Below are 14,491 nucleotides of genomic sequence, written 5' to 3'. Positions count from 1 at the left end.
ATAAGCCGAGCCAATGACCCGTTTATTGCGCATCACCCTGTTGAGCCTGTTGATCATCGCGGGCCTGCTCACGGCACTGATCTACAGCCTGACCTGGCGCCCCGCCGACAAGCAAACCCTGCCCGTGAGCTGCGTCGCGCCCCGTGCGCCGACCCTGCTGCCCGGGCAAGCGCTCAAGGTCATGACCTGGAACGTACAATACCTGGCCGGCAAGAACTACGTGTTCTGGTACGACACCGCCGACGGCAGCGGCCCGGACGACCGCCCGACCGTGGAAGACATGGCCTCGAGCCTGGACGAAGTGGCCCGGGTAATCCGCGACGAACAACCCGACATCCTGCTGTTGCAGGAACTCGACGAAGGCGCCAAATCGTCCCACTACCAGGACCAGGTGGCCCTGCTTCAGGAACGCCTGGTCGACCTCTACCCGTGCAGCGCCCAGGCCTTCGACTGGAAAGCCGATTTTGTGCCCAACCTGCATATCTTCGGCAGCGTCGGCCGCAAACTGGTGACCCTGAGCCGTTACCAGATCGAACACGCCGAACGCCTGCAACTCCCGGTGTCGCCGGCCAACTTCATCAGCCGCCAGTTCCAACCCAGACCGGCCTTGTTGCTGACCTATTTGCCGCTGAGCGATGGCGGCCAACTGGCGGTGCTCAATACCCGGCTGGATGGCGACATGCCTGGGCGGTCGGCAGTGCAAGCACAAGCGAAAGCCACGGTGAAGTTGCTGGACAAGTTCGAAGGCCGTGGCACGCCATGGCTGATCGGCGGGGACTTCAACTTGCTGCCATTGGGGCAATTCCTGCGCCTGGACGCGGTTAAGCGCGGCCAGTATTCGCCGGACAGTGAGCTGCATTTGCTGTGGGACAAATACCCGATGATCCCGAGTAACAGTGAATCCAGTGGGATTGATCGTGAGAAATGGCTGACAAACTTCCCGAATGATCCGAGCGTGGAGGGTCCGGATCGTACGTTGGATTATCTGTTCTACAGCCCTCGGATCAAGCGGGTGGAGGCTAAAGTGCGCCAGGCGGACACGTTGCGCATCTCCAACCACTTGCCGGTGATTGCCCGCTTCCTGCTGCCGGCTGCGCAATAACCAACACCTCAAACCCTGTGGAAAGCTGGGTCCCACCGTCGTTCTCGGTGGTGGCTATTTGCGCGGTTTGATCCTGGCAGTTGATTCGGCCACCCACGGCCCCTGCGGCCGGTATCACTTACCGATCACCTACGATTGAAGACGCTCGTTCAGGGAGAACCCGTGCCTAGCCGAAGGACGCCGCGCCTTTTCTACAGACCCTCAAAGCCATTCCTTCTAAAAAGCTTTTTTTCACATGGACTTCGGATAAGGAGCGATCAACGCCGATATAGCTGTAGGAAATGTCGACACCCCTTGGAGAAACGTCCTATTTAAAGCCCTAAGTTAAATAAGAGACACTAACAGCCATGGCGTGAATTGAACGGCGAGGAGAGAAAGATGCGCTGGCTGGTTGTGAACTATAAAAGCCTCAATACGTTACCGCAGTGGAAAAGAACAGTAGGCATATCAGCAGATGGAAGCGTCTTTGTTCCAGCCGCCATTGGCGGTGCAGAAAAAACAGTCTCTATCTCCACGCTAAGGGATCAGGTGCCTGTGCGGATCCGCGCTGACCATGTCTATGTGCCTATGGTGTGGCTGGCTGAAAACTTTCCAGTTTCTCTAGAGGGATGCCAGATGATGGGAGATGCCGCATTAAAATGGTTCGGTCGCCGTGGAAAACCAACCCCTGAAACTAAAAACCGTCATCGGACTGCCTGGGTAACACAATCACGCCCGTCTGAGACATTACAGGCATACCCTTTAACTCGCGGCGTTTGACGCTAACCTTTTAGTCGATCTTCGAGTGTTTCTTTAATACGTCACGCTTGACCCTACTCAACTTATTCTATTCCCCAACCCTTCGTTTTGATCAGGGAAACGTCATCACCAGCCTCGCACTGCCGCTGAAAGCACCGGAGGTCACTGTACCTTGCGATTTTAGCGTGGAGTTCAAGCGTATCGGTGTATAGCCGGCCCCCACGGTCAGCGTATAGGGTTTGCCCGGGGCCGCATAGCCGACGTGCAGCTGCGAATAAAGCCCTTCTACCCCGTTTAGCTTTATGCTTTTATCAAGGGTAATCGTTACTTTAGCGCTGCGATTACAGTTCACGAACACGGTGCCGTAGGCGAGGTCAGTGTTAGCTCTCTCAGGTGTAAGTTCATAATGGCGAAGCTGAAGGTCACCGTTAAGACTGCAAGTGACTTGCTTCTGCGCTCCCCCCCCCACAACAACCCCTCCGCTTTGAGTGCCGGTTTTCATACACCAACCGTCCCAGGTACTCCCCGCCAAGGGGAAAGAACAAAAATAAACAACCACGGGACCAATAGCGCCAATATCGGTCGTGCTGAATACCGGCAACCCTTGAGAGCCTAATTGTTGTTTCGCATAGTGCGTAAGCGGACTGTGCGTGCTCGGTGTCCAGCCAGAAATCTGCCCGGGAGGACCCACGCTATGACTTTCGCCGTTTCCAAAAAAAATAAAATAACGCATCCCTGGCAGCTCGTGTGCAGGAAAGGCATTAAGCGGCGAACTGGAATAGCTCTTTTTAAACATATCCGACTCTGACGCTGGCATCTCTCCCTTCAACGTCATATAGCCCGTCGCGTCTTGAGTTAAATACAACGTCGCAAACGTTGGCATCGCAAAAAGCAAAATTAAAAAACCAACATAAAGCCTCATCAACAACCTCCCATAATATACATAATCATTTGCCGACCAGGATATTCGGGAGGTGATCTCTGAACACAAGTGGCTAATGCAGTCATATTGCTTAAAAAACGCCACCTCTAAGCTTTACTTTTTGGGGTAGCAATCAAAACCAAATAGCATTTATCAAGGAAACGTCATCACCAGTCGGGTACTGCCGCTGAAAGCACCGGAAGTCAGTGTACCTTGAGTGTTTAGCATGGAGTTCACCCGTATTGCTGTGTCGCTGGCGTTAATTGTAACCGTATAGGGTTCGCCAGCGGACGCATAGCCGATGTGCAGCTGCGAATAAAGTCCTTCTACACCATTTAGTTTTATGCTTTTATCAATGGCAAGCGTCACTTTAGCGCTGCGATTACAGTTCACGAATGCGGTGGCGAAGGCGCGGTCATTGTTTACTCTTTCGGAAGTGAGTTCATAGTGGCGAATCTGAAGATTACCGTGAAGATTACAGCTCAGAGGTTTCTGCTGGGGCCGATCAATAATAATCCCTCCGGTTTGACTGCCCGCTTTTAGACACCAAATTGCTTCACCGGGAGCATTTTTTAGGGGGCGATAACAAAAAAAAAGGACTATGCTACCAATTGAGCTAATACTGGTCTTAATATATATTGAGAAGCCGAAGCTTCCGTCGTAAAAGCTATGAAAAAATCTCATAAAATACATTCAGCCTAAAAAGTTGCTCGAACCGTTATTAAACCCGACTTATTTACACCTAAAAATATTTAACCGAGATAGTTATACTGCTCGTGAATTCCCCCCCCTTTAGCTTTGCCCCCGGCCGCGCAACCAAGGTGGCAACAATACTATTATCATCTTGAGTCCTTGAAACATGTGAGGTGCCTGGCGTCCAGGGACTATTCACTCTTGGTACGAAAATTTCGATACCCAAACCTTCAACACTCGTATTAATTAGGTTTCCTGCCCAACCTAATGGGGCTGCCATACTCAAATGAATATAGGCATCTTGCCCGCCGCAAGACACTTTAAGGCCAATAGGTATCCGATATTGCCTCGTGGAAATCTTCGTAACATCAACCTCATTAAATTTTACATCCAGAGATTTGCCCTGGTTAAACTTGCAGGTTGGCTGATTTACACTTCCGGAGATTGTCACAGTGACTGTATCCGTTCCCGCCAGGCAGCCATTTGATATCACACCTATTAACAAAGCCCCAAAAGCGACTAGCCAGTTAGTATGGTTTTTTTTGATCATGGGTATGCTGCCGTCACGTTGACCAGTGCAGTAAAGTTGCCACTGACAATACCCTTGCCGTTGAGTCTTAGCAGGTAGGCATTGAAAGACAAGCGCTCCTGCGTTGTACCGCTCAGGGGATACGTCAGTGTGTCGGTGTTTATGGCGATAAGCGTGCTGTCTGCCTGTTCAAGGACGATTACCACGCCAGACGCCGCGCCATTGATTGCCAACGCACCGGCCAGCAGCGGCTCTGGCTGGCCGCTGAAACTGATGCTGAGTGCGGAGGCCGTCTCGCAGGTGTTAACGGTAATATGAAAGGGCGTCGCGCGGCTTTTGCCTGTGCTGATTAATTCGCGCTTATCGAAGGTCCCCATCTGGACGGTCTGCTCCGGGCTGTCGATGCTCAAGTCGCAAGGTGGGACAATCAATTTGCCAGAGAAATTTATACGTATATCGTCGGCGCATACTGAGTGCGCCGCTAATAATAGAGCGCTTGCAGCACTAATGTTGATAAGCGTTTTTTTCATGGCAAAAGCCTGCGCTCTACGGATAAATAAAAGGGCATGATTGTGGTTTTTTACACACAAAGAGGCCGCGAAGGACTACTTCGTAGGCTTAAACGAGCACAGCGTTTGTTCGCAGGTGTAGTTCAGCTTTTGATAACCGCCGTAATCGTTGATATAGCCGATTACCGGGTGTTTGATGTTACGTGCCTCAGGCTCCAGGGTGCTCGATGAGAAGGGCGCGAGCATCACCGGCTCAAAATTGCTTTCGCTTTTTTTGTCCGACGCATCCTGCAGATCAATGATGGTCACGTAATAAGGGGTCGGGTTTTCCACCTGAAAATCACCCGACGCCTTGCTAACGATCAAGCGCTCCTGCCAGACAATATTTCTGCCGGGCGTGATTTCCTGCGGTCGGTAGAAGAGTTTTATCTTGGTCTGCAAAGCGATTTGCATGGTATTCGACGTTTCGGTACGCGGCGGCACTTCCCGAAGGTTGAAGTAAAACAGCGACTCGCGGTCTTTGGGCAGTTGCTCGGCTTCCGGCGTTTTCAGCAACTTCACCTGCCCGCCCGTATCGGGCTCTACTCGCTGCAAGGGCGGTAGCACAATGATCGGTGCGGTGACTTTTTGCTGTTGCTCGTTCTCGATCCAGGACTGAGCCAGGTAGGGCATTTCTTTGTTGTCGTTGCGAATATTCAGACTGACCGATTTCTTGTCGCCATCGAAAATAATCCGGGTGCGGTCCAGGGATATCGCAGCGTGTGGAGCAAGACCCGGCAGCGCGATACAAACAACAGCCGCAAGGGCCTTAAGGTGTGGGGTTTTGATGTTCATTAGGTTACTCGTATTAATATTGAGGCTGGCAGCGCAACGTGTGGCGCTGCTCTGACTGCACGTTCGTCGGCAGGATGACGTCGCAGCTGTTGTTCGCGCCCCACTTCACCTGGAACTTGGACTCGGCCGTGATTCCGGTTAGGTAGGCAAAACCGCTGTCAGCAATGATGGCCACTTCGCGTCCTGAGGCATCCTGCAGGCTGGCGCCAAACGGTGGGTATGAGCCATCCGGCAGCGTTAAGGTGACCAGGGCCTTGGACCCTTGAATGACGGTCAGTCGACGATAGCCGATGGCGCCTTCGGTCAGGGTCGCTTCGGTCACCGATTTGCTGGCTTCCATGTCATCGGCCAACTTGTTCACGTCAATGCTCACGTCGGTGCGCGAGTAGCTGGTGTGGGCAGGTACTACTGCCACACCCATTGCGTTGGTGCGAACTTGGCCGTTTCGCAGGGGCACGCCCTCGACGCCATTGGTGTCGAGCATGATGCGTGTACCGCCATTGAAGGTCGGAGGATGCAGGGCGCCGCCGGCAGCGGTTACCGTCGCGCCGCCCTGCATGCCAAACCCTACGCTCTGGCTGCCATCCGATTGATAGCTGCCGTTCAAGTTGTAGTCGCCATGGGCGGTTCTCTGGCTGTAATACCCCTGCATGCCTTGGCCTTCGGCACCGCTACTGGCCCTGACCTGGTAGTTATTTTCGTTGTTGTACTTGGAGTAGCTGGCGGATTGACGCAAGTCGCCTTTGTTCAGATAGGTGTCGTAGCCCACTCTCTGGCTGGCACCGAAAGGCACAGACACAGACAGGGACACGCTGTTACTGGTTGATTGGGTATTGCGTGTCTGGCTCAGGGACAAGGTCACGGAGACACCTTTGAATGCCCCGACGTTAAAGTAGCGGCTGGCATTCGCACTCAGGTAGTCGGTAGCGCTGTTGTCCCAATAGTCTTCGTGGGTATAGGACAGGAAGGTGCTAAAGCCCAGGTCGGTAAAGTTTTTATTGGCCAGTATGGTGTAGGCCGTCTTGCTGTTTCGACCGTAGACGTCGTGATTGCGGGCGTTGACAAACTCATCCATCGTCATGAAGTTTCGTTCAGAGAACCGGTACCCGGCGAAGGTGATTTCGCTGTCGTATTCGTCGAAGCGCTTGGCGTAGTTCAAACGCCACGAGTGCCCCGTGAGCCGCCCTTGCTCGGGCACAACGGCGCGCGTCTGGGTGACGTCCACCGACACCACGCCGAACTGGCCAAGGTTGTGTCCGATGCCGCCCGCGACCGCGCTATAGCCGTCGGTCAGCAGGCCGCCGCCAAACAGCGACCAATCGCTGTTTAGGCCCAAAGACATTTCGCCCGTGGCAAAGGTTGGCCCTGTTTGCTCTCGGTCCCAACTGCTGGGGCGACCGGCAGTCACGTTGTAACGCACGTAGCCCGGCCGGCTCAGGTAGGGCACGTTGGCTGTTTCCATCTGGTAGTTCTGGGTGCTGCCGTCATCCTCGGTGATTTCAATATCCAGCTTGCCGCTCACCGCGCTGTTGATGTCACGGATGCGAAAAGGGCCGGGCGGCACCGCTGTTTCATAGAGCACGCGCTCACCTTGGCGTACCGTCACCCGGGCATTACCCTGAGCGACACCCACGACTTCAGGTGCATACCCGCGCAGGCTTGGCGGCAGCATTTGGTCGTCGCTGACTAGGTTGACGCCCTGGTAGCGGAAGCCATCGAACAGCTTGGAGTTCAGGTTGATTTCACCCAACGTCAACTTGGCGCCCATTGTCGGTAACGGGCGATAGGCGTAGAGGCTGCTCCAGGAAAAGTTCTGGCCACTATAGGTCTGGCTTTGGTAGCGACGGCCTTGGAAGTCGCCACGCAGGCGCCATGGGCCAGCGTTAAAACCCAGGGTTCCGTTGGTGCCGATTTGCGTGGATTTGCCCATGTCCGAGTATTGGCTAGTCGAGCCGTTAAGGTTGTAATCCAGCATGAACCCGGCAACGCCTTGGTCCCACTCACTGATGGGCGTCCAGTTGGGGTCGCGATATTCCAGCCAGGCTTGGGGCACAACAACGTACAGAACACCTTTGCTCATATCGGGCCTAAGACGCACGCCGGCAAGACTTTCTACGTCCGCGCACGCCTGTGCCGGCCCCCAGGTACCGAGTTGCTGCAGCGCCTCGGGCTTTAAGCCAAAGTTGGCCACCATCTCCATCGGCAGGCAGGCCCGCGTGGTGGTTTCGCTCTCGTCGACGGGGTAGAAATGCAAGCTCCCTTCGGGCAAGGCTCTATCGTTTACTTTCAGACTCATCAGGTACTGACCGGGCGTGACATAGTTGGCCGATTTGAACCGGCTCAGGTCAATGCCGCTGCGATCGGAGATGTCCATGACGTCGAGGTTAAATTCGACGGCCTGAGAGGCCTGTGAGTAGTTCAACGAGCTCACCAATAACACGGTCGATAGAGTTTTCTTCCCAGGGGTCATAGGTTTTCAAACACTGAACTATATTTAGTTTCTGAATGCTCTAGATACGCTAGAAGGCAGATGGGTACTTCAGTGACTCACGTCTGTGTCTGGTAACGCAGGCAGTCTTATGACTTGGACATAACCGGATATAAATATTGATATTCTTTGCCTGGCCCCGAGCGCAATACTCGGCCAAGACTGAAACTAGACGTTTAAAGCGCCGAGACTCAAGAGCCCCGACGCACAAACGGAGATATAACGAAACAGCGTGTCAAGACACGGTTAACGCTTATTCGTAGGCCAACATGAAGTTAGCAGTCGCATTGAACGAACCTGGGGTGACCGCTTCGTCTTTAGCGGTGGTGCCTTTCAGGTAAGCGCCGAAAACCAGGGTGTTGTCGCCTTGCAGCAGTGTACGGGCGGTGGAAGCCTCACCCAGCTTTACCTGTACGCCAGAACCGTTGGTCAGCACAATGCCAGCGCCTTTGGCCGAACCTGCAATACCCAGAAGGCTGCTATCGTTCGCGTCGGCATCACCACCGAAGGTGACTTTAACTTTCTTCAGTGTGCTGATATCACACTGGCGCAGTTCGATATTAAAGTTTTTAACTTCAGAGGTACCGTTGTCAGCCAACGCCTTGTTGGAAACTTGGTCCATGATGACGGTCTGGTCTACGCTTTTAGAGTCCAGCGAGCAAGGCGCATCAATGATCGAACCTTCAAAGTGAACTTTACCGCTGCCGGCAGAAGGCGCAGGTGCAGCATAAACAGTTGCACTGCTAACAATGAGCGCAGTGAAAATTGCCAGGGGAGCCTTGTGAAACTTCATCTTGTCATCCTTAGGGTTCAAGTGAGGGGGTGTATGCGACGCTAAATACCTTACTTCGAAAGCTTGCTGTCGCAGCCGTTGGTATATTAAGGACTTCAAGGGTGCGTTCTAAGAGGCTCGTTCCTGCGTCCATTTAGGACCAGTCCTACAGAACTGTAGGCTGCATCTGATACCCTTTGAAAATCGCCTGATAGCCAGGATTGAAGTGCGCCTCGCCCGGAGGAACCGCTCGAGTTTCTCGCTGGCACAGGCAGGGCTGTCCGACAGCACCGCCAAAGAATCGCAGTAATGGCGTGCCCTGCCCTATACGTATGGCGTGAAGAGGCGGCGGTGAAGGATCACCGCTATAGACGGGGAGGTTCCGAGCGAAGGCTTGCGAGGGCTTGCTCCAGCTCAAAGATGGCTTGCTCAACGGCGTCGCCCGCGTCCATCAAGGTTGAGTAGGGCACTTGTTGCTGGCTACAGACCTGCTCCAAGCGTTCGCAACAGGTAATCAGGCGGTTGGCGGTTACCACGCGCGCTGCGCCTTTGATTCGGTGGCCCAGTTCGAACAACTCACTGGTGTTCTGATCTTCCACCAGCTGGATCAGGTCCTCCAGGTCTTTGCGATTACTCACCATCAATTCGTCGATCAGATGGTTCATCAAGGCCGTGTCGCTTCCGGTCAGTTCCTCAAGCGGCGCGAGGTCGTAGAGCACACCCTGGTCAAAGTGCTGAAGGGGCTCGGTATTAATCACGGGTTTGTAACCCAGATTCTGCCGGACCAGGTGATGGATAGCGCTGATGCGCTCGGCGAGTACATCAAGCCCCACGGGCTTGATCAAACAATCGTTCATGCCCGCCTGGATACTGCGTTCTATCTCTTCGGGTTGTGCATCAGCCGTCAGCCCAACGATGACGCAGGCCTGACGTTGTTGCTCGCGTTCCTCCTGACGGATGGCTTTGGCGAGTTCCGGGCCGCTCATCAATGGCATATGGCAGTCGGTGAGTACGATGTCGAGTCCACCTTTGAGCCACTTTTCCAGCGCAACCGAACCGTTTTCAGCCTCTACGACCTCATGCCCCAGAAAGCTCATTTGCTGGCGCAGAATCTCCCGGTTGATCGCGTGATCATCGACCACCAGCACCTTCCAGGTCTGGACGATTTCCGGCAGGTTTCTCACGCCATCCAGCTGATGCACTTCAACCGATTCCAACGTATTGAGCAGCAGTTCCACCTGCACCTGAGTGCCCTGCCCCCGTGCACTGTTCATCGTGAGCCTGCCACCCATGAGTTCACACAACGAGCGGCTGATCAGCAGCCCCAAACCCGCGCCTTCTTGACCTTTGCCTACGCCTTCTATCGTCTGGCTGAAGGGTTGGAAGAGCTTTTGCTGATCGTCATCGGAGATGCCGATGCCGGAGTCTTCGATCAGCAACTGTACGCTCAAGCGACCCGACTCCATGGCCTCGCCGCGGATTTGTACCTTGACACTCCCTTCGTCGGTAAATTTGATCGCATTGCTCAGCAGGTTGGAGAGCACCTGCTTGAAGCGCTGCGGATCGAGCAACACATCGCAGTTGATACTCGAGTCGATATCCAGCTTCAGATCGAGGCCTTTTTGCAGTGACAGCCCCTCAAAGACCTTTACCACTGACTCCATTAATTCACGCAAGTTGGAGCGTTTGGGCGCCAAGCTCAGGCGCCCAGACTCGATACGCGCGATGTCGAGAATGTCACCGATCAGGCCCAGCAAGCTTTTGGCTGATGAATAGGCAATCTCGATACCGGCTTGATCGAAGGTGCCTCGCTCGCCACGCTTAAGCACCAGTTCAAGGATGCCGATCACAGCGTTCATCGGCGTACGAATTTCATGGCTCATGGACGCGAGAAACGTGGTTTTGGTGCGGCTCGCTTCATCGGCAATGTTCTTGGATTTCTCCAATTCATCGACCAGTTGACGATGCTCTGTCACATCCAGCCAGCCACAAATGACACCGATGACGTTGCCTGCGGCATCATGAAACGGCTGAATCCAATAGTCGATCCACAGCGACTTTGCATTCAGTGTCAGCGCGCACGACTGAGTTACCGCCCGGTCTTCGTCCATGGCCTTCAAATAACTGTTGTGAAAATCGGGGAGCAGCGGGCAATTACTGTCGATGATTTGCTCAACCGTTTTGCCCAGAACCTGTGACCGGGTCAGCCCCACTACTTCCAGATAACTGTCATTGCAGGACAGCATTCGGCCGTCGCGGTCGCGCATATAAACGGGATGCGGCATGCCGTTGCTCAGTGCCTGCATCAGCGCCAGATGGTCGACCAGCGCCTGCTCCGCCGCGACGCGTTTTCTGATCTGCCGGCGCAAGTAAAAGATCCAGCCCAAGGCCGTCAGTAATATAAGCAACGCTGCGCCCACAATGCTGGCGATCACCCCTCGATAGTCGTGCCAGGTCTGCCCGCTCATCGAAGCATTGGCACGCCAACGATTGGAAACGGCGTTCAGTTCTTCAGGCGGAATGCTCAGTAAGGCTTTGTCTAGAATCGACTGCAGTTCGGTATCACTGCGGCGCATGGCAAAGTTGCCGGTGGCTTGGCCGTTATCAATGATGTTGGCCACTTTTAGCTTCTGGTCGTAGAGCCGGGCCACGTAGTAGCGGGCGACACTCAAAGAGACGATGGCGGCATCGGCCTTGTGCGTGTTGACCATGCTCATGGCATCGAGAGTGGTAGAGGCCGTCACCATGCGGATTTGTGGAAAGTCGGTTTTGATCTTGTCGAACACCACGTGGCCTTCGGCGACGGCCAGACGCTTGCCTTGTAGGCTGTCCAGATCGGTAATGTCGTGGCTGGAACTGACGTTGGTCACCAGTGCAAAAGAGGTGGAGCCAAACGGACGACTGAAGCGCAGAAAGGCTTCGCGGTCGGTACTTGCGGTCAAAATCGCCAAGTCGGCTTCGTTGGTTCGTATGGCCTCCATGATGCTTGGAAAACTGCCCTTACGTAGCACCTCGAACTGCAGCCCGCTGCGCAGGGAAATCATACTCAGCAGATCGGCGACGACACCGTTGAAATTACCGTCGGTGTTGTAATAGGCAATAGGTGCAAGGTCGTCATTGATCACTAGACGCACCACCGGATGGCGCTGAATCCAACGACGCTCCTGAGGCGTCAGCAGCAATTTTCGATCCGTCAGCGCAACGTCCCCGCCGCTCCAACGTTTGACGATCGTCATCAATCGCTCCTCACCCAGGGAGTCGATGACCGTATTGATAATATGCTCCAGGCGCGGGTTTCCCTGGTGCATAGCAAAAGCGAATCCGCCGGAATTGATATCCAGAAAACGCTCAAGTCTTATATCGTTGAAAAAATCCCGGTTGATCATGCTGAACGCCGATAGGTGATCGCCCAGGTAGAGATCGGCGGGCCCAAATGCCAAGGAGGCCATGGCTTCCATGTGTGACTTCATTGGAACAAGTTTCGCCGCGGGGAAGCGCGCTTGTAGCTCAGCCAACGGCAAATAGTCCGCAGGTGTGGCAATCGTCAGCCCGCTCAAGTCATCGTCAAAAGTGCGGGAATCACCTTGGCGCCTGAACAGCGCCGGCCGATCCTTTACGTAGGGCTGGCTCAACACCACCGAAGGATTGTTGAGCTCAAAGCTGTTGGAGCTGGACAGCAGATCGACTTGCCCGGACTCCAGGGCGGCTAAGGCACTCGCTCTGTCAGGTAGGGCAACGACCTGGACCTCAACGTTCAACAACTGAGCGATCAACGAGACAATGTCAGCACTGATGCCCTCATAGTCTTGACCGTTAAAGATGGTGTCCAGTGGGGGAAAGCTTGACGCAGACACACCCAGCACCAGACGGTGCTTTTGTCTCAGCCAATGCCAGTCGTCTTCATCCAGCACGATGTCCGTAGACTCTTGGCTTAGCCGACTGCCGAGATTGAGCGGGCTGACCGCGGGGCCTTCGGCAGCCGCTAAAAAACTCATCACTATGAGACAAAAGGCGAGCATGCCGTTCGTTACCCGCGTGGATATATGAAAGTTTTTCAATCGGGTTACCTGCGTGAAACGAAAGGTACTGTTTGAACGCTAGTTCATGCAGTAGAAAAATGTAAAAACCGATAAGCACGGTGGCGGGCAGCCACTACGGTGCCTATTGTCTAATCACTAAGTTGCATCCGGCGTTGCATAGTTTGCACTTTGGTCCTGGCAGTAGGAAATGAAGTGCTTGCCGGGCATTGGCCGTGCGAACAAAAAGCCTTGAGCCAACGTGCACCCAAGCTCCAGTAGCTGCTTGGACTGCTCTTGAGTTTCCACGCCCTCGATCACCAGCGACAGTCCAAGGGATTCGGAGAGGGTCACCGTGCTGCTGATAATCGCTCGGCTACGGGGTTGGAAGTCCAGTTTCCGTACGAACGAGGCATCCAGTTTTATCTGACTGAAAGGGAACTCGCAGAGCCGCTCAAGCGAGGAATAACCGGCGCCGAAGTCATCCATCGCCAACCCGCATCCGAGTAGTCTTAGCCTGACTAGCGTTTCCAGGCTACTGGCCGGCGCCAGCACCAATCCTGTCTCGGTGACTTCAAACATCAACCCACTGGCGGGTAATTGAGACTGCTCCAGCGCTTGGCTGATATGTTCCAGCAGTTCCAAGGAGGCCAGTTGTGATACGTGCAGGTTGAAGGCCAACTCAATAGGCTGTCGTCGCTGCGCTAACAGCTTTTGCAACGCGATGCCTTGGCTGAACAACGAGGTAAACAACTGCTCCACAAGATCGTTAGCTTCCATGACGGGCAGAAAGCGAATAGGCGACAGTATCCCCAGTTGCGGGTGGTTCCAGCGAGCCAGCACCTCCGCCCCATTTAACTGACCTGTGGCCAGACTCACTTTGGGTTGATAGTAGGCCTCGAACTCGCCATTGTTGAGGCCTCGTTGAATATCCGAGGCGCAAATCGCTACAGTGTCCTCGCCATGCGTAGATTGGGTGAGTTGAGGTCGACGGTAACGTTGCAACAGCACCTTAGCCCGGCCGAGATTGAATGGCTTTCCCAAGTCCCCAAGAAACACCAGCCCAAGCGAGTGGACCATCGAAACCGTTGCCTGACGCAGGACCGGATCGAGGTCGCTGCTAAGAATCACTGAGCGTAACAGGCCGAGTTGACTCGCATGGTGCAAGAAGGTCAGGCCGTCCATACCACGCATGCGCAGGTCACATATCGCAATGTCTACGCCGCCGATGGCTTTTAGTGCTGCGAGCGCTTCATTTCCGTCTGACGCCTCACACACGTGCGCGACTCCCGCCTTCTTTAAGGCAGATACGGCGACCAACCTTTGAAAAGGCTGGTCTTCAAGTACCAGTACGCTGAGTTCGGGCATGGCAAACCATCTAGAAATAGATAACAAGCGCAATAATCACCGAATTTTCCTACAAAATCGTTCGTCCGCGTCCTCCTGAGTTGTCAGACCATTCCTACGCGACTGAGGAAAAAACTCAGGCCCTACAAAAGCACTCGCACTTACTAAAAATCGTGATAAATTTTCCTAGAGAGATAGGATTGGTTACTTTACCATTCATCGGCTTTCACAATTTGATGCGGCCCAACTAGGCTTTGAGGTCGACATTATTGAGGTGCGACACATAACTTTCTAGCGGATCTGATGCCAGGATGATCCTGTCAGCTTTTTAAGAGTGAAAAACTTGGACGATGTGAAAAATGAAAAAAGTATTAATTGTAGATGATCATCCAGTTATACGCGCCGCCCTGCGGATCGCACTTGAAAAGCATGACATGCACATTGTGGGTGATGCCGATAACGGTGTGGATGCGGTGAGCCTTATCAAGACTCTACAGCCGCGCATCGTCATTCTCGATATCGGGATGCCAAAACAGGATGT

The 14,491-nt window shown here is 54.0% G+C and carries 12 protein-coding genes; 3 read left to right on the top strand and 9 right to left on the bottom strand.

The genetic code is table 11. The annotated features are described in order from the left end of the window. Positions 1-13: 13 nt before the first annotated feature. Both ACI77D_RS16665 and ACI77D_RS16660 read left to right on the top strand, forming a co-directional pair. A complete protein-coding gene (locus ACI77D_RS16665) occupies positions 14-1,102 on the top strand; it encodes an endonuclease/exonuclease/phosphatase family protein (RefSeq protein ID WP_064454255.1) in 1,089 nt (362 codons plus the stop codon). Positions 1,103-1,480: 378 nt separating this feature from the next. Further along, entirely contained in the window at positions 1,481-1,861 is a 381-nt protein-coding gene (locus ACI77D_RS16660; RefSeq protein ID WP_407017079.1) for a hypothetical protein, read from the top strand. A gap of 91 nt (positions 1,862-1,952) precedes the next feature. Here ACI77D_RS16660 and ACI77D_RS16655 read toward each other — a convergent pair whose 3' ends face one another. The 9 genes from ACI77D_RS16655 to ACI77D_RS16615 all read right to left on the bottom strand — a co-directional run bounded on the left by ACI77D_RS16655 (position 1,953) and on the right by ACI77D_RS16615 (position 13,971). Further along, positions 1,953-2,762, bottom strand: a complete 810-nt coding sequence (locus tag ACI77D_RS16655; RefSeq protein ID WP_407017078.1) for a hypothetical protein — start codon at positions 2,760-2,762, stop codon at positions 1,953-1,955. 153 nt (positions 2,763-2,915) lie between these two features. Continuing rightward, positions 2,916-3,446: a hypothetical protein gene (locus ACI77D_RS16650; protein ID WP_407017077.1), complete on the bottom strand. Its 531-nt coding sequence runs from the start codon at positions 3,444-3,446 to the stop codon at positions 2,916-2,918. A 58-nt stretch (positions 3,447-3,504) separates the two neighbouring features. Further along, a complete protein-coding gene (locus ACI77D_RS16645; protein ID WP_407017076.1) occupies positions 3,505-4,005 on the bottom strand; it encodes a fimbrial protein in 501 nt (166 codons plus the stop codon). After that, positions 4,002-4,514, bottom strand: a complete 513-nt coding sequence (locus ACI77D_RS16640; protein WP_407017075.1) for a fimbrial protein — start codon at positions 4,512-4,514, stop codon at positions 4,002-4,004. Before ACI77D_RS16640 ends, ACI77D_RS16645 begins: the two co-directional genes overlap by 4 nt. Before the next feature lie 75 nt (positions 4,515-4,589). Beyond that, complete coding sequence (locus ACI77D_RS16635; protein ID WP_221295697.1) at positions 4,590-5,327, bottom strand: molecular chaperone; 738 nt, start codon at positions 5,325-5,327, stop codon at positions 4,590-4,592. Between the two features lie 13 nt (positions 5,328-5,340). Continuing rightward, positions 5,341-7,749 (bottom strand): fimbria/pilus outer membrane usher protein, encoded by a 2,409-nt coding sequence (locus ACI77D_RS16630; protein ID WP_407017074.1) that lies wholly within the window; start codon positions 7,747-7,749, stop codon positions 5,341-5,343. 319 nt (positions 7,750-8,068) lie between these two features. Next, a complete protein-coding gene (locus ACI77D_RS16625) occupies positions 8,069-8,608 on the bottom strand; it encodes a fimbrial protein (RefSeq protein ID WP_169998335.1) in 540 nt (179 codons plus the stop codon). A gap of 344 nt (positions 8,609-8,952) precedes the next feature. Continuing rightward, entirely contained in the window at positions 8,953-12,645 is a 3,693-nt protein-coding gene (locus ACI77D_RS16620; protein ID WP_407017073.1) for a transporter substrate-binding domain-containing protein, read from the bottom strand. A gap of 117 nt (positions 12,646-12,762) precedes the next feature. Further along, complete coding sequence (locus ACI77D_RS16615; protein ID WP_221295700.1) at positions 12,763-13,971, bottom strand: EAL domain-containing protein; 1,209 nt, start codon at positions 13,969-13,971, stop codon at positions 12,763-12,765. Positions 13,972-14,309: 338 nt separating this feature from the next. Between ACI77D_RS16615 and ACI77D_RS16610 the strand changes: the two genes are divergently transcribed. Continuing rightward, positions 14,310-14,491, top strand: a 182-nt coding sequence (locus ACI77D_RS16610) for a response regulator (RefSeq protein WP_407017072.1), incomplete at its 3' end; no start/stop codon positions are given.

This window comes from Pseudomonas sp. O39 (genome assembly GCF_045447295.1).
Lineage (GTDB): Bacteria > Pseudomonadota > Gammaproteobacteria > Pseudomonadales > Pseudomonadaceae > Aquipseudomonas > Aquipseudomonas antarctica_A.
This window is presented reverse-complemented; position numbering and strand designations above follow the sequence as displayed.